16 protein-coding genes are annotated in these 22126 nt (G+C 43.2%); 2 read left to right on the forward strand and 14 right to left on the reverse strand.

The features are described from left to right. From ymfI to yfmF, 3 genes are read right to left on the reverse strand one after another with little or no spacing between them, the layout of a single operon-like run. Nucleotides 1-723, reverse strand: coding sequence for an elongation factor P 5-aminopentanone reductase (gene ymfI, locus AC4PHI_RS12735; protein ID WP_492200202.1), 723 nt, complete (start codon nucleotides 721-723; stop codon nucleotides 1-3). Beyond that, complete coding sequence (gene yfmH / locus AC4PHI_RS12740; RefSeq protein ID WP_492200203.1) at nucleotides 723-2024, reverse strand: EF-P 5-aminopentanol modification-associated protein YfmH; 1302 nt, start codon at nucleotides 2022-2024, stop codon at nucleotides 723-725. Before yfmH ends, ymfI begins: the two co-directional genes overlap by 1 nt. Before the next feature lies 1 nt (nucleotide 2025). Continuing rightward, nucleotides 2026-3288: an EF-P 5-aminopentanol modification-associated protein YfmF gene (yfmF, locus tag AC4PHI_RS12745; RefSeq protein ID WP_492200204.1), complete on the reverse strand. Its 1263-nt coding sequence runs from the start codon at nucleotides 3286-3288 to the stop codon at nucleotides 2026-2028. A 338-nt stretch (nucleotides 3289-3626) separates the two neighbouring features. Here yfmF and mscL point away from each other — a divergent pair, with 338 nt between their 5' ends. Next, nucleotides 3627-4031 (forward strand): large conductance mechanosensitive channel protein MscL, encoded by a 405-nt coding sequence (mscL, locus tag AC4PHI_RS12750; protein ID WP_492200205.1) that lies wholly within the window; start codon nucleotides 3627-3629, stop codon nucleotides 4029-4031. Between the two features lie 130 nt (nucleotides 4032-4161). Here the strand turns inward: mscL and AC4PHI_RS12755 are convergent, their stop codons facing one another. The 11 genes from AC4PHI_RS12755 to AC4PHI_RS12805 form a co-directional block, all read right to left on the reverse strand. Beyond that, nucleotides 4162-5133, reverse strand: a complete 972-nt coding sequence (locus AC4PHI_RS12755; protein WP_492200206.1) for a ribose-phosphate diphosphokinase — start codon at nucleotides 5131-5133, stop codon at nucleotides 4162-4164. Nucleotides 5134-5222: 89 nt separating this feature from the next. Next, nucleotides 5223-6605: a bifunctional UDP-N-acetylglucosamine diphosphorylase/glucosamine-1-phosphate N-acetyltransferase GlmU gene (gene glmU, locus AC4PHI_RS12760; protein WP_492200207.1), complete on the reverse strand. Its 1383-nt coding sequence runs from the start codon at nucleotides 6603-6605 to the stop codon at nucleotides 5223-5225. A gap of 14 nt (nucleotides 6606-6619) precedes the next feature. Beyond that, the gene (gene purR, locus AC4PHI_RS12765; protein WP_492200208.1) at nucleotides 6620-7444 is read right to left on the reverse strand and encodes a pur operon repressor; all 825 of its coding nucleotides are present in this window, start codon (nucleotides 7442-7444) and stop codon (nucleotides 6620-6622) included. 121 nt (nucleotides 7445-7565) lie between these two features. Further along, nucleotides 7566-8390 (reverse strand): metal ABC transporter permease, encoded by an 825-nt coding sequence (locus AC4PHI_RS12770; RefSeq protein ID WP_492200209.1) that lies wholly within the window; start codon nucleotides 8388-8390, stop codon nucleotides 7566-7568. Further along, nucleotides 8363-9043, reverse strand: a complete 681-nt coding sequence (locus AC4PHI_RS12775; RefSeq protein WP_492200210.1) for a metal ABC transporter ATP-binding protein — start codon at nucleotides 9041-9043, stop codon at nucleotides 8363-8365. The genes AC4PHI_RS12770 and AC4PHI_RS12775 overlap by 28 nt, the downstream gene beginning before the upstream one ends. A 249-nt stretch (nucleotides 9044-9292) precedes the next feature. After that, nucleotides 9293-10852 (reverse strand): ribonuclease Y, encoded by a 1560-nt coding sequence (rny, locus tag AC4PHI_RS12780; protein WP_492200211.1) that lies wholly within the window; start codon nucleotides 10850-10852, stop codon nucleotides 9293-9295. A gap of 210 nt (nucleotides 10853-11062) precedes the next feature. After that, a complete protein-coding gene (locus AC4PHI_RS12785) occupies nucleotides 11063-11845 on the reverse strand; it encodes a sulfite exporter TauE/SafE family protein (protein WP_492200212.1) in 783 nt (260 codons plus the stop codon). Beyond that, nucleotides 11842-12963: an SPASM domain-containing protein gene (locus tag AC4PHI_RS12790; RefSeq protein WP_492201605.1), complete on the reverse strand. Its 1122-nt coding sequence runs from the start codon at nucleotides 12961-12963 to the stop codon at nucleotides 11842-11844. The genes AC4PHI_RS12785 and AC4PHI_RS12790 overlap by 4 nt, the downstream gene beginning before the upstream one ends. 332 nt (nucleotides 12964-13295) lie before the next feature. Beyond that, nucleotides 13296-16484 (reverse strand): DEAD/DEAH box helicase, encoded by a 3189-nt coding sequence (locus AC4PHI_RS12795; RefSeq protein WP_492200213.1) that lies wholly within the window; start codon nucleotides 16482-16484, stop codon nucleotides 13296-13298. Nucleotides 16485-16493: 9 nt separating this feature from the next. Further along, nucleotides 16494-19673, reverse strand: a complete 3180-nt coding sequence (locus AC4PHI_RS12800) for an AAA family ATPase (RefSeq protein WP_492200214.1) — start codon at nucleotides 19671-19673, stop codon at nucleotides 16494-16496. Nucleotides 19674-19684: 11 nt separating this feature from the next. Continuing rightward, nucleotides 19685-20815 carry an exonuclease SbcCD subunit D gene (locus AC4PHI_RS12805; protein ID WP_492200215.1) on the reverse strand — a complete coding sequence of 377 codons (1131 nt, stop codon included), beginning with the start codon at nucleotides 20813-20815 and terminating at the stop codon, nucleotides 19685-19687. 453 nt (nucleotides 20816-21268) lie between these two features. On the opposite strand from AC4PHI_RS12805, the gene AC4PHI_RS12810 reads away from it, so the two are divergent. After that, entirely contained in the window at nucleotides 21269-22069 is an 801-nt protein-coding gene (locus AC4PHI_RS12810; RefSeq protein WP_492200216.1) for a putative ABC transporter permease, read from the forward strand. Nucleotides 22070-22126: the final 57 nt, after the last annotated feature.

A 22126-nucleotide genomic window follows, 5' to 3' on the forward strand; every position in this document is an offset into this window, starting at 1 on the left:
CTAAACTTTCCAGCCTCCAGTGACCGGAATGATAGTTCCTGTGATATACCTTGCATGTTCTCCTAACAAAAAATGAACCACTGCGGCAATTTCATCTGCCTCAGCCATTCGATTGGCCGGAATTTCTGATAAAAGCTGCCGAGTTTCCTCCTCCGTCCAATGATGATTCATATGAGTCCTGACTGCACCCGGGGCAATGGCATTCACAGTGATGTCCAAGGATGCCGATTCTTGCCCGTATGCTTTCACAAAAGCATGCTGCGCCCCTTTGAGCGTACTATACAAAACTTCCATGGCACTTCCGGAAATGCCGTACACAGAGCCAATAAAAACGATGCTCCCTTTATTGCGGGCTAATTTTTTTTGGACTTTTTGACAAATCAGCATGGGCGTTTTTACCATCATCTGCCACAGCTGGTCCATCTCCCAAGATGTGGTATCTGTCAGCAGTTTGTAGATGGTTTGTCCGCTGGCTACAATCACAGCGTCCACTTCGAAAAGCTGCGCTGTAAAAGATTCAATCTTCTTTTCATCGGTCATGTCCAATTGCAGACTGAAAAAATCTTGTTCAGGGTATTTTTTTCCCAGGTCTTCGATTAGTTTTTTTACTCTCGTTTCATTTTGATGATAGTGGCAATATAAGGACCAGCCATTTTCCGCCAAAAGACGGGCACAGGCCTGTCCGATATCCCCACTTGCACCTAAAATCAGGGCAAATTTCATCATGCTTCATCCTTGTCAGGGTAGACAAAAAACTCTACCATGTGATCTTCGATAATAAAATGGTCGATAAACATACGGATATCTTTCATTTCGATACTGTCGATGACATCCGTCATATCAAACAATGTTGCCGACCCGAACTGATCCTTGCTGAACTGGTTAGCGATATATTCCAGTGAATTCAAAGACTGTAAATGATTGCCTGTCATCCGTTTCTTCAACAACTGCAAGCGTTCTTCGCTGATTTCGCTGCTGTCATGAGCGGTCAGTAAAATTTCTTTGATTCCTTCGGTCAGCTTTTTAGGATCCGCTGTGTCTCCACCGATATCCGCAAAGTAAAACTCCCGGTCAAGAATAAATTCATAATCAAAGCTGTCATCAATCAATCCCTCATTATACATCGACAAATAAGTTTCTGACGTAGGCCCTATCAGCAACTGGAAAAACAATGAGGCTGCCGTGCGATAGCGAAGCAGTTCAAAACCATTCTCCGGCAAAGGGGCAAGCCCTTTGATGCCTATGTAGCCTTTCGGACGACTGACCGGCAGACTCAAACTGGAAGTTTTCACCAAATCAGCCGGTGATTCTTGCGGGAATTTCCGCGAGATTTCCTGGGGCGGAGCAAAAGTTTTCTGCTCTTGATTACTGCGGATCAAAGACATCATCTCTTCAGGGTCCAGATTGCCAACCACAAAAAGATTCATATTGCTCGGGTGGTAAAACGTACGGTAGCAGGTGTATAAATCTTCCGCTGTGATTTGGGCAATACTCTCGATAGTCCCGGCGATATCAATATGCAAAGGATGTTTCGGATACATCCCTTGAAGCAGTCCGAAAAAAGTCCGCCAATTGGGGTCGTCATTATACATTTGGATTTCTTGCCCGATGATGCCTTTCTCTTTCTCCACCGTTGCTTCGGTGAAGTAAGGAGACTGGACAAAATCCAGCAATGTGGTTAAATTTTCTTCAATCTGGTCTGTTGACGAAAACAGGTAGCTGGTTTTCGTAAAGCTCGTAAAGGCGTTAGCAGATGCCCCTTGCCTGCCAAAGACTTGAAAGACATCCCCTGCCTCTTTTTCAAACATTTTATGTTCCAAAAAATGTGCGATGCCGTCAGGAACTTTTACAAATTCTTTTTCTCCCAAAGGAATGAATTCTTCATCAATCGAACCGTAGTCAGTGGTAAACAAGGCATAAGTTTTATGAAAATCCGGTTTGGGAAGTAAAGAAATCCGCAGACCATTCGAAAGGGTTTCAGTATACAAAACTTCACCCAAACGTGAGTATTCTTTTTTTTCCATTCTACCCATTCCCCTCCATAAAATAAATTGCCTGCAGACGGACATTTTTTGCTGCTTCTTGCACGTCTGCCAACGTAACATTTTCTAAATTCCCAAGCCATTCCCGGTCTGTCAAGTCCGACTGCGGGAATTTTAATTTCAAATACTCAGCTTCTAAAATTGCATTCGGATTATCTTGCGACAGTAAGTAATGATTTTTCAACATTGCCTTGGTCTGCAGCATGACCTCCTCGGAAACTTGCCCGTCTATGACAGCTTGGCGTTGTTCCTCAATCAAGCGGATCACCTTTTCCCGGTTCTGACTGTCGATTCCTGTTTGAACCGTCATCATCCCGCGAAACGTATCCAGTGAACTGGACGCATAATAAGCCATGCTTTCTTTTTCACGAACATTGGCAAAAAGTTTTGAGTGGGGGAAACCGCCAAACAAACCATTAAAAACTTGCATAGCAAAGTAATCCTCATCATGGAAATAAACTCCTGTATGATAACCCATGTTCAGTTTCCCTTGATTCACCGGCAAAATTTCTTTCTTTTCAAACACTTCATCGTGGGGAGACTGATAGTACATCAAGCTATTTTCTGCTGATACCCGTTTTCCCCAAGTAAATGATGCCAACGATGCAGCAACATCCTCTGCGGCTACGTCACCCAGCACCATCACATCAATGGTATCTTCCCTCAGCATCTGCGAATAATACGCCGCCAGCTCTTCACTGGTGATGGCAGCAACATCTTCTGTTTTCCCAAAACCGGGAGTTTTCTGAGCCTCTGACTCGCTAAAATACAGCTCCTGCAAACTCAGAGCTGCGTGACTTTGCTTATCGTCGTACACAGAGTCGATGTAGGACTGCAAATTATATTTTTCTCTTTCAAAAGTCGCCAAATCAAACTGGCCGTCTTTAATATTGGGAGATAACAAAACTTCGTTTAAAAACATCATGCCGTCTTCCAACAGAGCGGTCTCGTTGGGCAAATATTTCGGGTTCACGATGGACAGCGTCAGATTCAGTTGATGGATGTTCCCTTTTTTGTTAGAAGCAACATTGAAACGGGCACCGTACATTTCTGATAATTTTTTACTTATTGCGGTGCTTGTGGGGTAATTCCGGCTGTTTGTTTCTAACATATTGCTCAATAACGTTCGTAAGCTTGCCTTCTCACGGGTCAATTCAGAGGCAAATCGAATCATAATCTGAATCGTCTTGTATTTTTTTGTAGGAATCACATGTAGTTTAATATTTTCGGCTAAAACCAAACTCATTGACATGCCTGCCTTTCTAAATCCATCTTAATAATAGTTAATTTCATTGTGCGATACAATGAAATAATCCTTAATTTAAAAAATTTTATCATTTGATTTTGTTGCGATGCTATTCACTAATCATATCATAAAAAAAGAGGAGACTAAACAAATTACACGCTAAAACAAATAAGTATTTTCAGCATATTTTGAGCATTTCAAGAGACTCATCCCCTTCTTTTCTCTATAATTAAAAATTGAAGCGGAGATATTTCACTTCCAAGAGCACAAAGTGTTATAGTATTATATTGTTATGGGTTCATGTGTTTAAATTTATCAAATGAAGGAGCGAATAGTTTATGTTAAAAGAGTTTAAGGAATTTATCATCCGGGGAAATGCTTTTGATTTGGCAATCGGTATCCTCATCGGCGGAGCTTTTAATTCTGTTGTTTCCGCCATCGTCGACGGTATTCTCGGTCCCCTTGTCGCATGGTTTATCATGCTGATTACCGGCAACCCGGAAGGAAAAATCGATGGTTTGACAATTACTCTAGCCAAAGGTGCCTCCCTTGATTTCGGGATGATTATTTCAGCAATTATTTCATTTTTAATTACAATGCTGGTATTATTTTTTATTGTTAAAGGTGTAAATAAAGCACGCAGTATGGGAGCTAAAGCGGAAGAGGAAGAAGCCGAGGAAAGCGGACCGACTCAAGAGGACTATCTGAAAGAAATCGTGGAGCTGCTGAAGAAAAAGAACTGATTTTCATTCGCTCTGTGTTAAAAACAAGGAAACAAATAACAGATAAAAGAAAAACACCTCTGAAACTTTTACATTGGTTTCAGAGGTGTTTTGTATTCGAAAGTCATCAAAAAATTTCTTGATTCAGCTGTTACATACGTTTTGATTCAAACAGCGGACTGACCGGTTTGTTCTCATGGATACGTTTGATGGCATCACCAATCAGATTACCCACGCTGACTTCTTCAATCTTGCCGATCCGTCTTTCATCAGGCAATAAAATAGAATCCGTCACAATCACTTTTTCTATCGCTGACTGTTCCAGTCTTTCAATTGCCGGACCTGACAGCACCGGATGAGTGCAGCAGCAAATCACTTCAGTCGCGCCTTCATCTTTTAAGGCTTGCGCTGCCAATGTGATTGTCCCGGCAGTATCAATCATATCATCAATGATGATACATCTCTGTCCTTTGACATTTCCGATAATATTCATTACTTCAGCAACATTGGCTTTCGGTCTTCGTTTATCAATAATCGCAATTGGAGCTTTTAAAAATTCTGCTAACTTGCGGGCACGTGTCACACCTCCATGATCAGGAGAAACAACGACCACATCGCCCCCTTCATATCCCCGTTCGATAAAGTAATCAGCCAGCAGCGGTGCTGCCATCAGGTGATCCACCGGGATATTGAAAAATCCTTGAATTTGTGCTGCATGCAGATCCAACGTTAAGATGCGATCTGCCCCCGCCGTCGTCAGCATGTCGGCAAATAGTTTTGCTGTGATTGGCTCGCGAGAACGTGCTTTCCGGTCCTGTCTTGCATAACCATAGTACGGCAGCACTACGTTGATTGTTTTAGCGCTTGCCCTTTTCAGTGCATCCATCATGATCAGGAGTTCCATAATATTGTCATTCACTGGATAAGAAGTCGACTGGATCAGATAAACATGATCACCACGTATACTTTCTTCAATGTTGATTTGGATTTCACCGTCGCTGAATTGACTCACAGACGATTTTCCTAAGCTTACACCCACTGCATTTGCGATTTTTTGAGCCAAAGGTTTATTCGAGTTCAGTGCGAAAATTTTTAACTTTGGATCAAAGTAATGATTTGTCATGAGGACCTCCGCTTTCTTTAATTTAACTTTTAGTCTTTAAATACCATATTAAATATTAGACACTTTCCGCCATAAAATCAAGAGTTTCCTTAAAAATCTTGAGAATAAGGTAATTTTTTAGCGTAGCCGATCTTGTTTTCCTGACGGGAACGGGCAATCCCCAGAGAATCGTTCGGAACATCATCAGTAATCGTTGAACCCGCAGCTAGAAACGCATTTTCTCCTACCGTTACAGGTGAAATGATGTTCACATTGCACCCGATGAATGCGTGATCCCCTATCACTGAACGGTGTTTGTTTTTGCCGTCAAAGTTGACAAAGACTGTCCCGCAGCCCACATTGATATTTTTTCCTAAATCAGCATCTCCTACATAAGTCAAATGCCCCACTTTAGTATCCTCACCTAAAGTGGAATTTTTGATTTCCACAAAATTTCCCACATGGGCCTTTTCACCCACTGTCGAATTCGGACGGATATGGGCATAAGGTCCCACATCTGCACCGGATTTTATCTCCGACTGTTCAATCATGGATGAGATAACGTTGACTTCATCATGTATCCTGCTGTCAACGATCTCACTGTTGGCACCAATCAGACAATTCGAACCAATCACAGTGTTTCCTTTCAACATGACCCCCGGTTCGATGAGTGTGTCGTTGCCGATTTCCACATCAATATCGATATAAGCAGCTGCACCATCCACGAAACTCACACCATTTACCATGTGTTTTTCATTGATCCGTTTACGCATAGTTGCTGTTGCTTCGGCCAGCGCTTGGCGGTTATTGATACCGATCGACTCAGAATAATCATCCATTTGATAAGCTTCGACCACTTCGCCTTGGGACTGTAAAATACCGATTACGTCCGGCAAATAATATTCTTGCTGTTCATTGCGGTTATCGACTTTTTCCAAGGACGCAAACAACGCCTGATTATCAAAACAAAAAGTACCTGTATTGATTTCATCTACCAGTTTTTCTTCTGCACCGGCATCTTTTTCTTCCACAATTTTTAAAACCTGTCCTGAAGTGTCCTCACGGATGATTCGCCCGTAACTAAAAGGGTCTGGCGCCTTGACGGATAAAACAGTAGCCTTGGCTCCGCTGTTCTCATGGTGTTCAAAGAGTGCCTTCAGCGTTTCCTGCCGCAACAAAGGTGTGTCCCCGCAGATGACCAGTGTGGTCCCTTCCTTGTCAGCCAAAATATCTTTCGTTTGAAGCACTGCATGCCCCGTCCCCAGCTGTTCTTCCTGCAAAACATACTTGGTGCGTCCACCCAGATTTTTCTGCACTTCTTCTGCACCGAAACCAACCACTGTTACTACTTCATCCGGTGAAAGGCTCTCCACCTGAGTCAGGACATGGTCGACCATGGTCCGGCCGGCGATTTCATGGAGCACCTTGTACTTTTTCGACTTCATCCTAGAACCTTGACCGGCTGCCAAAATAATTGTATATCTCTTTCCCATCCTTGATTCTCCTTTTATTGTTCATCTTCAAAATATGTTCCAGGTCTGACACTGATTGTCCGGGTATGTGTGTCCACAGCATCCACGCACAGCAGAGAATGATAATTATCGATCGCCCGGCGGCCAGTAAAACGAGATTCGGCAAAAACGCAAATCCCTGCCAGTTCCGCTTCAAACTCTTCGATAAGTCCTTTCATACCGTTGACAGTGCCGCCCCCTTTCATAAAATCATCCACTACCAGAACTCTCGCCCCTCGCGCAAGACTCCGTTTAGACAATTCCATTTTTTCAATTCTTTCAGAAGACCCTGACACATAGTTCACACTAACAGTGGAACCTTCAGTGATTTTCGAGTCTCTTCGGACGATCACAAAAGGCACATTCAAATTATAGGCAACTGCCTGAGCAATCGGGACCCCTTTTGTGGCCACGGTCATGACTGCGGTCACATTTTTATTGGAAAATTTTGAAGCAATGATACGTCCCACTTTTCTTAAAATATCCGGGTTGCCTAACATATCGGATAAATAAACATAGCCTCCCGGCAACAGACGATTGCTTTCAGATAATTTTTGGCACAAATCATCCACTATTTCCAATGCTTTGGCTTCAGACATTTTAGGAATATACCGCACACCGCCGGCCGCACCAGGCAATGTTTCTAAAAAGCCTAAGTCTCTTTGGGCAAAGGTTCTTTTGACAATAGAAAGATCCTCACTGATGGATGATTTTGCTGAACCGTATTTCTTTGAAAAATAGGTGAGCGAAATCAGCGTGTGAGGATGTTCCAACAGATAGTAGGTGATATCTATCAAGCGTTCGCTTCTACGAATTTTCATCCCTATCTCCTCTTTTCATTAGTTTCCTAGATAATTATAGTTGGTTGCTATTAAATTTACTAGTTTTTTATTTTTCTTTCTCATTATATCAAAAAAAGGAAAAGAATGTTCGTCTTTTCCTTTAGTTTGATTTTTTTATATAACGGGACTTTAGTGATTTCACGATACCTGTCAGCAAAAATATACCGATAAAGATCAATGTAATCGTAGCGCCCGCAGGTGTATCCAGTTGATAGGAGGCAATCAGCCCGCTAGTCATGCCCAGCAAACCGATTCCTACACTAATAAGAATGACTTGATTGAAGCCTTTGCCTATCCGCATGGAAATTGCAGCCGGCAGTACCATGATAGCCGAAATCAGCAACGCTCCCGCAATCGGGATCATAATCGTGATGGCAGTTCCTGTCAGCACGTTAAACAGAATCGACATCAGCCTCACCGGCAAGCCGTCCACGTGGGCGGTGTCTTCATCGAAAGTCAAGACATACATAGGACGGCGGAATAAAAGATATAGCAAAACTAAAAAGACCATCATCAAACCTAGAATGATGACTTGATCGCGATTGATGGTCACGATCGAGCCGAATAAGTACTCGTTGATTTTCATCCCTTTGCTGCCTTGATTGAACTTCATCAAAACTAACGCCAAGGCCAAGCCTCCTGACATTAAAATAGCCGTGCTGATTTCAGAATAAGTGCTGTAAATCGTCCGCAAATATTCTAAAATAAAAGCTGCTGCGATAACCACCAATAATGTGGTCACCGTTGGATTGATGTTCACCAGAAAACCTAAAGCCACTCCCGCCAAAGAAACATGGGACAGGGTGTCTGCCAAAAGAGATTGGCGGCGAATCACCAGAAAAACACCCAGCAATGGCGCAATCACAGCCATAAAACAAGAAGCAATCAGTGCCCGGATCATGAACTCATATGAAAACATCGCCATTGGGAATCCTCCTTCCTGATTAGACGGATATGCCGGTCAGCATATTGTTTGATATCCTCATGGTCATGGGTGATCATCAAAATCCCTTTTCCGTGATCATGGGCATTGTGTCTTAACAACTCATAAAAATCTCCGCGGGAAGTTTCATCCATCCCAGTGGTCGGTTCATCTAAAACAAAGAGATCAGGGTCCGTAGCAAAAACTCTCGCCAAAGAAATCCTCTGTTTTTGACCGCCGGAAAGCTCCCCGATTTTCTTTTGGCGCATCTCCCACATATTCACTGAAAGCAATGCTTTTTTCACATGGTCATGGTCTTTTTTTGTCAAAGGTTTAAACCAGCGATTTCTCGGAAATCTGCCTGACTCTACTAATTCTAAAACCGTACTGGGAAATCCCGCATTATAAGAAGAAATTTGCTGAGGGATGTAGCCGATACTTAATGGTTTTCCTTCCGTGTTATGGGTTGCGATCGTTGCTTTCCCCGCAGCCGGCTTTAACAAGCCTAATGTATTTTTTATTAACGTGGATTTAGCGGCCCCGTTTTCTCCAGTCAAGATGACAAATTCTCCTGCATCCACATGGTAGGAAACGTCTTCCAGCACCGGTTCATCTCCATAATAAAATGTTAAATTTTCTACCTTGATGTAATTCAAGTCGATCCTCCTTCAGACAAAGCGTAACGATTACGTTTTAACTATGAAATCTTATCACTTTGCTATCAAAGAGTCAACTAAATAATGCCAAATAAAAAGACACAGGAAAAATTGCTGTCAAAAAAACTATTAGACCAGTAAGACAAAAAATAATGTGTCTGATTTTTCGATTTCAGCATCGTTAATCTGATTTGATGAAAAAATAAAAAGACAACGTGGCGAAATGCCGTTGTCTTTTGGATTGTTCAATTACTTAGCATATTCAACTGCTCGTGTTTCTCTTACAACTGTTACTTTGATATGCCCCGGATATTCAAGCTCATCTTCAATCCGTTTGCGGATGTCGCGGACAAGCATGGTTGCCTGATCATCGGAAATTTCTTCAGGTTTGACCATGATCCGGACTTCCCGTCCTGCCTGAACAGCAAAACTGTAATCTACGCCCTTAAAGTCGTTGGCGATCCCTTCCAAACGTTCCAGACGTTTGATGTAGTTTTCCAAGGACTCGCTGCGGGCTCCAGGTCTTGCAGCAGACAGTGCATCAGCCGCTGCCACTAATACTGAGATGACAGACGTTGCTTCTGTGTCTCCGTGGTGAGAGGCGATGGCGTTGATAACTACCGCCGGCTCTTTATATTTTTTCGCAAGCTCTGTTCCTACTTCAACGTGTGAACCTTCCACTTCCCGGTCTATTGCTTTACCGATATCATGTAAAAATCCTGCTCGCTTGGCAAGATCCACGTCTTCGCCTAATTCGCCTGCCAGCACTCCTGTCAGTTTGGCAACTTCGATAGAGTGGTTTAAAACATTTTGACCGTAACTTGTTCTGAAACGCATCCTTCCCATGATTTTGATTAGATCTGGATGCAAGGTGTGAATGCCCACTTCAAAGGCTGCATTCTCACCGTATTCGCGGATACGTTCGTCCATTTCTTTTCTGGCTTTGTCCACCATTTCCTCAATACGGGCAGGGTGGATACGTCCATCTTGGATCAACTTTTCCAAAGCCATCCGGGCGATTTCACGTCGGATTGGATCGAATCCCGAAAGAACTACTGCTTCTGGAGTATCGTCAATAATTAAATCAATACCAGTCAACGTTTCCAGCGTTCGGATGTTGCGTCCTTCCCGACCGATGATCCGGCCCTTCATCTCATCATTTGGCAAGGTGACCACAGAAACTGTAGATTCTGACACTTGATCCGCCGCACACCGCTGCATTGCCAATGACAGCATGTTTTTTGCGATGCGGTCTGATTCTTCTTTGACCTGACGTTCGTTTTCTTTCACCATGACCGCCAGTTCATGTCCTAACTCTTCTTTTGTTTCAGTGACGATCATATTGCGCGCCTCGTCTCTTGACAAGGAGGCAACTTGTTCTAATTTCAGCTTTTGCTGATCGATCAATTCTGTTACTTCTCGTTCTCGTTCACCAATCAATTGTTTTCTAGAATCGAGTTTTTCTTCTTTTTCTTCCAGTGAATTTTCTCGTTTAACAAGCGCTTCATCTTTGCGATCGATGTTAGTTTCCCGCTGAAGTAAACGATTTTCTTGGACTTTAACTTCGTTTCTGCGCTCTTTCAACTCACTTTCAATTTCTAGACGATACCTCTGATTCTCTTCTTTGGCTTCCAACAATGCTTCTTTTTTTAACGTTTCCGATTCACGCTTTGCTTCTTCCAAAATTCCTTCAGCAGAGTTTTTAGCTCCGTCAATCGCTTTTTCATGACGCGATTTTGCAACGAAAAAACCTGCCAAAAGGCCTACAATCAAACCGATGATACCGAGGATGATAGAAATTGCTTCCATCTTATGACACCTCCGTAAAATCTTTAGTTATGTGCTTTCTTTTGACAAAAAGAATTATTATTATCACATGCGTGTTTGCATTAGTGTATAAAGTTACACACTCTTAATTTTAATCTTTATAGCGGGAAGTGTCAATCTTAATAATTGTCGCTCACCAGCAAATACAGAGGAAACCCGTCATACCAGTATCTTAAATCGGAAACTGAAAATCTATATAAAAATCCTGATGCCATTATACAAATTAATCAATAACACGAGAAAAATCACCCACTGGAAAACTTTGCCGACTTTTTCTTCCGAGAAAGTACCGCTCAATTTAGCTCCCAGCCAGCCCCCGAGGACAGCAGCCGGGATGATGAACAGCAACATCCTCAAATCATAGGACTGAAATCCGGTGGTTGTTCCGATCGTCACCAGTTTTGCCAATTGTGAAAAGAAAATAGTGATGATAGAATACACCGTTGCTTCCTTGATTGGCAGATAGAAACACATCATCAATAATGCTACGTTAATCGGTCCGCCGCCGATACCTAACAAGCTAGCCAGAAAGCCTAAAGTAAATCCCACAAGCACATACCAGTGATTTTTTCGCAAATCAATGTGCCAAGAATTGTTTTTTGAGTAAAAATAGGCAAACAATAAGGTAATGATGGTTAAGATGATTTGAATCAGCATGACCATCTCGCTGTTTAATCGTGTCATCAGCTGTTCAAAAACGATGTTCCCGACCGAACCCCCAGCGACAGCACCGACAGAAATCAATAGGGCCAGAAGCCACTGGATGGTTATCTTGTTTTTCATTTGTCGCAACGTGGAAACGATGGACATGGTGAACACCGCCACACTGGAATAAAACGAAATCGCCGCCACCTGATGGGCGCCGATAAAATCCAGAACTGGTTTGATGATGACACCTCCGCCCATACCGGAAATAGCGCCCGCAGTGTTAGCTAATATTATCACTAAAAAATAGATGATTCCCGTCCAAATCATTTGACGACCTTCTCTCTTGCTTCATTGATAGTTTCAATTTGCGGCACGAATTTTTTCAGAAACGTTTGGTAGCCGCAAAAATCTTCTTGTTTGTTTACATACATGGCATCCTTCATTCGTTTGCACCCTCCACGGCACATGTTCAAGAAAGGACATTTTTGACAGAACTCTGATAGGTCCCGCTTCTCGCAGAGGAACATTTTCGACACATCTTGTTCAAACAATTCCTTTAGACTTTTTTCCTGAATATAACCTAAGCGATACGTATCCAACACATAAAAATCGCAAGGATAGACACTGCCGTCTGCCTCGATCACGTACTGAATCTGACAGTTCCCTAATATACCGCAGGCAGTCAGCTGCCCGGCCACAAGTAGATTAAAGACATCGTCAAACAGTTTGACACTGCGATACGTCCCTTGCTTGAACTCGTCCAGCCACAGCTGAAATATCTGCTGATAAAATGACGCAAAACGTTTAGGGGTCAGTGCGTAGCGGCTCCTTTTTTCTGCATTGAAATCATCTAGACAGGGAATGAATTGAACGTAGTCGATGTTTTCATTTTGAAGAAAACGGTAGACTTTTTTAGGCTCTGCTGCCAGCTGGTTCGTCAACACACATAAAACATTGTAGTCAATCTCATAATCATCCAGCATTTTTTTAGTCGCAAGGACTCGCTGGGACGTTCCTCTTCCCCTGGCATCAAGGCGGTACAAATCATGGAACATCGCCGGACCGTCAATGGAAAGCCCCACTAAAAACTGATACTCTTTAAACAGACGGCACCATCTCTCATTGACAACGATACCATTTGTCTGGATAGCGTAATGGACTTCCACATCAACAGTTTCTAAATAGTCGTCAACTAATCCGGTTAAATGCCGGTAATAATTTAAACCAGCCAGCGTAGGTTCTCCCCCTTGAAAAGCAAGAGTCAGCTGATCCCCGTTTTCTAAATCAGAAAATATCTGTGCAATCATCTTTTCTGTGGTTTCTTTGGTCATTCTGCCATAAGATTCGACTTCCCTCAATGATGTTACATCCGCATAAAAACAATATTGACAACGTATATTACATAATCCTGAAGCCGGCTTGATCAAAACTGACACGTGCTTCACGGCAATCATCCCTTTCTCTTAATCTCATGCCCTCTAGCTTTTTCCATATCATTTTTTTATGTTTTCCGCCTAGAGCATTTCGTCTCCTCCATAGGACACACTTAATCCGGACACACTTAATCCTTATTTTCTCACGGCCTGACCAATATAGCCACAGAATTCAAGGCAAACGTCTCCCTTTTCCCAAAAATAACACTCCAATCGGTATGAATAGCTCTGATATTTTTATCTGTGACATTCGTTGCAAAAGGATTATCAGAGCGGAGCAGCCGGATTTGTTGATTCTTTTGTCACGGCGGGTCCGCTTTGACTTTTCACACTATGCCTTGGTTTTACTGGAGCAAAATATCACGAATGTCTTGTTCTGTCAGCTGACTGGCAGAAGTGCCAAGAATATTTTCAAACAAATCCTTTTTGTCTTCTTGAAGCTGGACCATTTTTTCTTCGATTGTTCCTTCTGCAATCAAGCGCCAGACTTCTACTTCTTTCTTTTGCCCGAGACGATGGGCCCGGCTGGCCGCCTGATCTTCTACCGCCGGGTTCCACCACAAATCATATAAAATAACAGTGTCGGCTCCTGTCAAGTTCAAGCCGGTTCCGCCAGCTTTTAAGGAAATCAAAAAGACATCTTTGCTGCCCTGATTAAACTCGTCCACCATCTGTTGACGAAGGGCAATCGGGGTGCTGCCCCGCAAATAGAAGGTGCCCACCTGCATCTCTGCCAGCATTTCTTCAATAATCGACAACATACTGGTGAATTGTGAAAACAGCAAAATCCGGCGGTTGTTCGCCAAAGCAGATCGAATCAGTTCTTTTAATTGTTCCAACTTTCCGGCCCCGCCACGATAATCAGGTAGAAACAATGCCGGAGAACAACAAATTTGGCGCAAGCGGGTCAAACCTGCCAAAATACTCATGCGGTTTTTTTGAAAATCTTGCCCGTCCATCCCGCTTAAAGAATGCTGCATCTCTTGAAGTTGTGCCAGATATATCTTTTTTTGCTCCTTGGTCAGCTCGCTGCGTATAAGGGTTTCGATCTTATCGGGCAACTCCGTCAAGACCCCTTTCTTTTCCCTTCGCAAGACGAAAGGCTGAATCCATTTATTGATTTCTTCAGTGGAAAACTTTTGAAATTTTTTAAATGACGGCAAAAATCCCGGCATGATTAGATGAAAAATAGCCCAAATTTCTTCCAGACGATTTTCGATTGGCGTGCCGCTTAAAGCAAATCTCTGTTTAGCTGAAACTTTTTTGATTGCTTGAAATGTTTTGGTGGCTGAATTTTTCACCATCTGGGCCTCATCCAAAATCAGCGTATGAAACACATGATTATGGTACTGTTCCATGTCTTGGCGGAACGTTGCGTAGGAAGTAATCAGCACATCTGTTTCTCCATTTTCGGCAATCAATTCTTTTCTTTTATCAACACTGCCGCTGATAACCGCGGTCGTTAATTCTGGAGCAAATTTCTCTACTTCATATTTCCAATTCAAAATAAGACTGGCAGGAGCAATCACTATTGACTGGGACAAACTGCCCTTTTCTTTGGCATCTTGCAGATAAGTAATCATCTGGAGAGTTTTACCGAGACCCATCTCATCCGCCAAAATTCCGCCAAATCCATAACCGCCCATCATTTTCAGCCAGCGGAAGCCGGTGACCTGATAGGGTCGTAAGACGGCGTTGACTTTTTTCGGCAAGGCATCGTCCAGTTCTTCAGGGGAAGTCAACTCCCCCACCATCCGCTCGAAATCCTCGCTGAACTGGGCCTCTTTCACCGAAGCAAATTGATTTTTCAACAGAATACTTTGATAGTTGGGCAGCCGAACACTCCCCTTGTGGAACGTTAACTCTTCTGGAATTGTCTGGAGACTTTTGGTTATTTCCCGATATTCCTCGGTTTCCAGCGAGATAATCTGCCCGCTTTTCAGCTGGTGGAAGGTTTTCCCCGCATAAATACTGCGGATCATTTCGTCAACTTCCTCTTCGCCGATATCAGACACATCAAAATGAATATCCAGCCAAGAGTTGGCGGCATCGATTCGGATTTTAGGCCGGGACTTCAATCCATCTAAATAAAGTTCCTGCAAACTGTCAGCTAAAGTCACCTCTGCCAGTTGACGCAATCGGGGCAGTTCCTTTACAAAGAACGCATATAATGCTTCCCCTTCCGGCAACATCTTGTAAAAAATCCCTTCTGAAAAAGCATAGGATAACTCTTTCATCCTCTGAAGGACAGTCTCCTCTTCGCCGATTCTCCGGGTAACCAGCTCTTGACAGGTGACTTCCCCCAATAGCATTGCCGGCAGGATCACGTGTCCATACTTGAACTTGACCTCCCCTTCCACACGTCCATCCTTCAAAGAAAGATGGATCGATGTTTCCAGCGGTTCCTCTACCAATTGTTCAAACAAGTCTTCCGACAGCTCTATCTCCCCGGTTTCCTTGAACACAGGATATAAAATATTGAAAAAGTCAGCCACAGCTTCGTCCAAAAAAGTCAACATGGGCCGGGGCATTCTTTTTTTCGTTTCATAGACCAACTGAAACTGATAGACAGCCTCAAAGGGCAATTCAAAAAAATAACCTTCCTCAAAAAACCAATGGTATTCAGGGTAATAGTCTTCATACTGGTCTTCGATAAAAACTTGCAGTTTGTGACGGTCTCCCAATAGACGAAAGCGGTAAGGCTTCTTATCGGCGCAAAAACCGCGCAATTTTTTCCTTTTCCCGTCGATCATCACCGATACCTGCTGCACCTTTCTTTCACTAAAGAACAGCTCTTTCATCAGTCTCTTTGGCAAGGAAATATTTTTGCTCCAAAGGTTGTTTTTCGCTGAAGTCTCCTGCAAAGACAGCTGATGATCATAGGCATCTGACAAAGTCACTAAGCAAGAATAGTCTTCCGGGTCAAAATTTTCCTTTCCCAGAGAATAATCCGCCTGTGCCGTCTGATACATCCCTTGTTCTTTAAATGCCCGGAAAAACTCCTGCAAGTCTCTGACCACGTACAGACGGCCGGTTTCGTAACCTAAACGCAATCCTACCGATAAAACTTTGGCAGGATAGTAGCCTCGGGTGATTTCCTGTCCTTGAATCACAAATTCTATTTGCAATCGTTCCTCTAAGCTTGCTGTTTGCTGCATCATCACAAAATCCACCGCTTGATGCAGCAGCATTTCTTCATGGGTCGGCCCATGATGAACAATTCTGTCCTGCTGTTTATCCGGTATATTGAGATGAGCAGAGGCCGGAGAAATCACACGACTGTACCCCGCCTCTCTTAATGCCAGCTCGACTGCCACGGTGTGTTTGCAGTAACCCCGGTCTTTGAAGTAAGGACAGTTACAGTAGTCGTCTTCTTTTGGCGTACCGTCCAATTCCACATAGTACACTTGACTGCCCACCACTCTGGCCAGCCACTTGACTCGTTTTTTATCCTGACTAATCTCAACGACCCGACCTTCCGACGCATACTTTCTGCCCCGTTCAATAATTCTGTCTGGTATTGACCATTTCATCTTATTTCCTCATTCCTCTGATAGCTGGTAAGTAATGCGGCTTCGTCCTGTTCCCTGAGTCAAAACTTGGATTTGTTGCGGGATACGCTGTTTCAATTCCCGCACATGGCTGATAATGCCAATCATCCGTCCTTGGCTTTCCACTGTTTCAAAGGCGTCCATTGCGGTTTCCAAAGCTTCTTCATCCAATGAACCAAACCCTTCATCAATGAACATCGCCTCCACGCTGATTCCTCCCGCTTGGGCTTGAACCACTTCCCCTAAAGAAAGGGACAATGACAAGGCAGCGATAAAACTTTCTCCCCCTGACAAAGTATTCACACTCCGGGCAGCTCCCACATTGTCATCGTAGACATTCAGCTCCAGTCCCGTCTGACTTTTGTAAGAACCTTGTTCCTCTTTTAATTCAAAACTGTAACGGTTATTTGTCAGCTCCATCAGTTTCTGATTTGCCACCCGTAAGATCTCCGCAAAGTAAACTTGTAAAACATACCGCTCCAAACTCATCTTCAGCGGACCGTCTCCATTAGCCACCTCTGACAGTTGATTCAATTCAGCCAGTTTTTCCCATTCCCTCTGCAATGCAGTATAACGGTCGCTCATTTCCTGATGGATGCGCTGATTTTGAGTGACCCGCTGGACCAAAGCCAAACGCTCCGACTCCAATTGCTCGATTTTTTGTTCTAATTCTGCTTGCTGTACCAAAGTCTGTTCGATATCAGGAACCGTTTGATCTGCCAGTTTCTTTTCTACTTCTTCCAACTGTATCTTCAATCGCTGAAGCCCATCATAAAACTCTTTGATAGTTTCTTCGTACGCTTCGATTTTTCCGATGTGTTGTAATTCTTCTGTCAATTCTGCTAAATCGTGGACATAAGAGCTGGCAGCGATTCGTTCTTCCAGCTGTTTTTGCCGAATCGACACCTCTGCCCCAGTCTCCTTCAACTGTTGTTGGACATGGGCCAAAGAATTTGTTGCCAGCAAGTCCTTCTCATCTACACCCTTTAGTTGTTCTTCATAGATTTTCACTGACTCCTGCCACTCTTCAACCGCACTTCGGCAAGTTGCTAACAGCAGCTGAATGTTTTCCTGCTGCCATTTTTCAGGGATTTGCTGGCTGATTTGGTTTATTTTTGCCGTTAAAGTGGTCTGCTGTTTTTCTTCCTGAGCCCACTTTTTTTCGATAGCTCTTTGCTCGTCCACTAAGCTCTGCATCTTTATTTTCAGCTCTTCTTGAGCCGACTTCATCTCTTCCAACGCCGCAATCGTTTCAGTCACTGTCTCCTTGTGACGGGTCAGTTCTTTTAGTTCTTTTCGGATGATTTTCAGCATGTCCGCGGATTGTTTCCCGTCTAGTCCCATCAACCAGTCAGCTGATAAAGACTCTTTCAAACGCAGTAGTTCTTCCTCTACTGCTTTTTGCGAAAGACCGAGACTGTGTGTGGCATCTTGTATCTTTTCATTTAAATAGCGTTCTTCCTCCGCCAGCTGGACGTTGGTCTGCTGTTGGCTTTCCCGCTGTTCTTCCAGGTCTGCTAAATACTCCTCCGCCTCTTTGATAGCCTCAGCAGTCCACTCCCGTTCTCCATGGGGGCTGGGATGTTCCTGACTGCCGCAAACAGGACAGGGCTCTCCCGGCAGCAAGTCAACGCTGAGTCTGGCGATCAGCAATTTTGCCACCTTATCCTTTTGCTTCCGGTAGTCTTCTTCCAGCACTTCCAATTTCTTTTTCTGTTCCACCAAAAGAAGGAGAACCTTTTCTTGCCGAACATGCAATCCATATTGTTCTTCCTCTTTCTTTTGCTGCTCTGACAAATCTTTCAGCAGTACCGTCATCGACTGCATTTGTTTTTCCAACCCGCTGAGCTGGCGTAAAAGCCGGGGCTCTTCTTGGATTTTTTCCTGATTACCCTCATATTTCTCTTGGATATTTTTGATTTGAGCACAAATTTCCTCTTGTGATACCTGTGTTTTTTTTATTCCCTGACAAAGATCAGCTAACTCTTTGTCGAATTGTTCTTTTTGTTCAAAGAGAGGCAGCAGGGTTTCCATATTGGTGATTTCTTGCTGTTTCTCTTTGATACGTTCTTCTTCTTGCCCCAGTGCATCCAGCGTCTGTTTGATTGTTTTGCGTTCTCTTTGCCACTTTTCTTTGGCTTTCTGATGTTCCTCATACTTTTTTTGAAGCTTCTCTATTTGCTGCTGATCCTCCTGCAGTTGAAGCAGAGGATGTTGATTCTTTTCAACCCAGTGCCATTTTGCTACTTGATGTTCCTTTGACAAAATCAGCTCTTTTTCTTCCTGATGACGGGCAAGTTTTTCTGTCAGCACTTGCTGCTGATCAAAAGCTTCTAACAGCTGCTGCTGTTGATGAATAGTCTTATCCAACACTTTTTTTTCAGCCTTTATCTGCTGTTCCTGCTGTTTAAATGTTTCTGCCTGTGACTGGTAGTCTGCATTTTGTGCCAAAATCAGTGCCAGCCGACTGGCCATATCCGTCGTTTCCTGCTTCTTCAACCCATAAACGTCATCAAACACCACTTGGTCATACAATAAATTCAGCCCATGCTGCTCGTCATTTAGTTTTTTTTCAAAGGTTTTTTTACGTTCTTTCAACCGGAGAGACAGGTCGCTGTAAATTTGAGTGCCGAAAAGTTTGCGCAAAACTATTTCTTTGTCATTGCTGTTGGCATTCAAGAACTTGCGGAATTCCCCTTGGGGCAACAAAATAATTTGGGTAAATTGCTGTACTGTCAAATGAAGCAGTTCTTCAATCAACCTTTTCACTTCTGTTGCCTTTTTCTCTTGGCGGAGTTCACCGCCGGCCTCATCATAAATTGTCAGCAAAACTTTTGCTGGACGAGCGGTCATACCGTCTCCCACTTTTTTCTTCAACAGTTGTTCAGGTTCCCGTACGATTTCATAGCGTTTTCCTTGATGGTCAAACACAAAGGTAACCGCTGTTTTTTCTTCTCCGTCGGCAAAGTTAGAGCGCATTTCTTTCCCTTGACGAATGCCTCCGGTAGTTTCCCCGTAGAGGGCATAGCACATAGCATCAAAAATTGTTGTTTTTCCCGCTCCCGTCTTCCCTGCGATTAGAAATAGGGGGTACTCTTGAAACTGGGAAAAATCTACTTCTTCCTGCTTAAAAGGACCAAAATTCTCCATTATCAAACGAACCGGCTTCATCTTCCCACTCCTTAACTTTCTTTTTGCAATGCTGTATATTCTTCTTCCAGCCATTTTTTTTGCTGTACGGTCAAAGGCTGTTCCACAGCTGTCTCGAAAAAATCAGCAAATAAGGACACAGGGTCTTTCTTTTGCAAATCTGAGGATGCCATGACTGTCAGCTCTTGGGAAGTCCTTCCGTGAGCTCTTTCCAGCTGAATGATTCGGGGATAAACCGACCTGAGCTGGTTCATCACATTGGGAATGACTTCTTTGTTGGTCAAACGGATACCGATATAATCTTCCCGGTCGATATCACAATAAAAAGCCGGAGTCATCAGCGTATCAAAACTTTCCTCCAGCACTTTCACATCCCGCAAAGGTGTCACCGGAAAAAACTCAATCTGGGGGCTGTTGTCTGAGAGCTCAACGACCCAAACCCCTTTTTCTTGTCCTGCTTCTGACAAAGAATACTTCAGCAGAGAACCGCTGTACCGGGCTTTATCGCTGCGCAACGCATGGCGGTGGTGCAGATGTCCTAACGCCACATAATCAAAATTTTCCAATGAAGAAAGCGGCACTGCATCCAGTCCTCCCACTGTGACTTTTGTCTCAGAGTCCGTAGTAGTGCTTCCTGCTATGAAAAAATGGGAAACCAGCACCTGTTGTTTATCAGGATCAAATCTTTTCTCCATTTCTGCCACAGTCGCCGACACCGCCTGCTGGATTGTCTTCAATGACTCATCTTCAAAATATTTTCTGGCGGCAAACGGTTCAAAATAAGGCAACAAAAAAAACTGGACATTGTCTATTTCCACTGGTTCAAGAGCCTGTTCCAGTCTCGTGTGCAAATGAAACTGCAAGGTCTCATACCACGGCCCCCCTGTTTCCAGCCGGATACTGCTGTCGTGGTTGCCTGAAACAGCCAACACAGGATATTTTTTTTCAATATTCATTTCCCGCATCATCCCGTTGAACACTTCCACTGCCTCTACCGAAGGAACAGACCGATCATAAAGATCCCCTGCAATGACAATCCCATCCACCTGCTCCTTTTCGGCGATTACCATCAGCTGACGAAAGACATCTTGCTGTTCTTCAAGCAAATCATAGCCATTTAATTTTTTACCGATATGCCAGTCGCCCGTATGTAAAAATTTCATCGACATCTCTCCGTTCCGTAAAAAGCATCATCCTTCATTATACCAAATTTCAGCTTGTTTTTCCCGGACTGTTCAGAGAAATTTCAACTATCCCGTCACGTACGATTCCTTAAAACATTCTAAGCCTGTTTGTTTTTCAGAGCAGATACTGCTCCTGTTTTCCTTTTATCTATAACCTCCCTTTAGATAAGTTCATTTTTCTAACATTTGTCCAAAATTTCTTTATTTTTAATCATTTTGGTATACAATGAGTCTTAGAGGTATAAAAACCAAAATTGTTACTGAAACTCTTCATTCAAGTTCCCGTTTGAGAATCTAACCTAAAAAGTCACTGCTAGAACAAATTTTGCAGGTTTTTTGAAGCGCATCAGAAAAAACTCAGAGCAAAGCATCAGCTGCCAAATGAGAACTCTATGGTTTTTTCCGTTGAAATAAAACAACTCGAGGTGTCAAATGATTAATTTTTTAAATGAAGTCACACTTTTATTTTTATTTTACGCCATCATCGGCTGGCTTTGGGAAACAGTCTACTGCTCCATCAAAGCGAAAAAATTCGTCTACCGGGGCTTTCTGGTCGGTCCTTATTGCCCGATTTACGGTTTTGGTGTTTTATCCGTTCTTTATTTTATTGCCCCGTATCAAAATAATCTGGTCTTGCTTTATTCGCTTTCGGTAGTGGCTGTCACTGTGCTGGAATACTTCACCAGCTACATACTAGAAAAACTTTTCCATGCCACATGGTGGGATTACACAGATGTCCCGCTGAATCTTCACGGCCGGGTGGCACTTCCAGTCTCTCTATTTTGGGGAACAGGCTGCCTGTTGATTGTCAAAGTTATTCATCCGGAAGTTATGAAACTAACTAACTTTACTTTGGCCCATACAGGAAACCATCTCTATCTGGTAATCGCCCTCCTCTTTGCCGTTGACTCGATCTACACCGTGGTCAATATGATTAACTTCAATAAAGTCAGCATGGAGTGGGACAAAGCCATCGATAACAGCCGACAGCAATTTGAAAAACGAAAATTACTGCTGGAAGCTTCACTGGAGAAGAATTTGGAGTCGATCAAATCTGACTATGTGGAATGGCGGGAAGAATTCGATGAGCGTGCTAAAAAACTGCCGAAATTAAATTTTAACCATCGCCGGTACTTAAGGAACTTTAAACATTTTCGCATGAAAAATATCGAAAACCAGGCCTATATCAAACAATATTTAGTAGAAAAATACAAAGAGAGAAAGCACAAATAGGCTTTCTCTCTTTTTCTGTCTTGATTCAGTTCAACAGCTGTTATAACACTCTTACAA

This window comes from Vagococcus sp. QWL-13 (assembly GCF_058683555.1).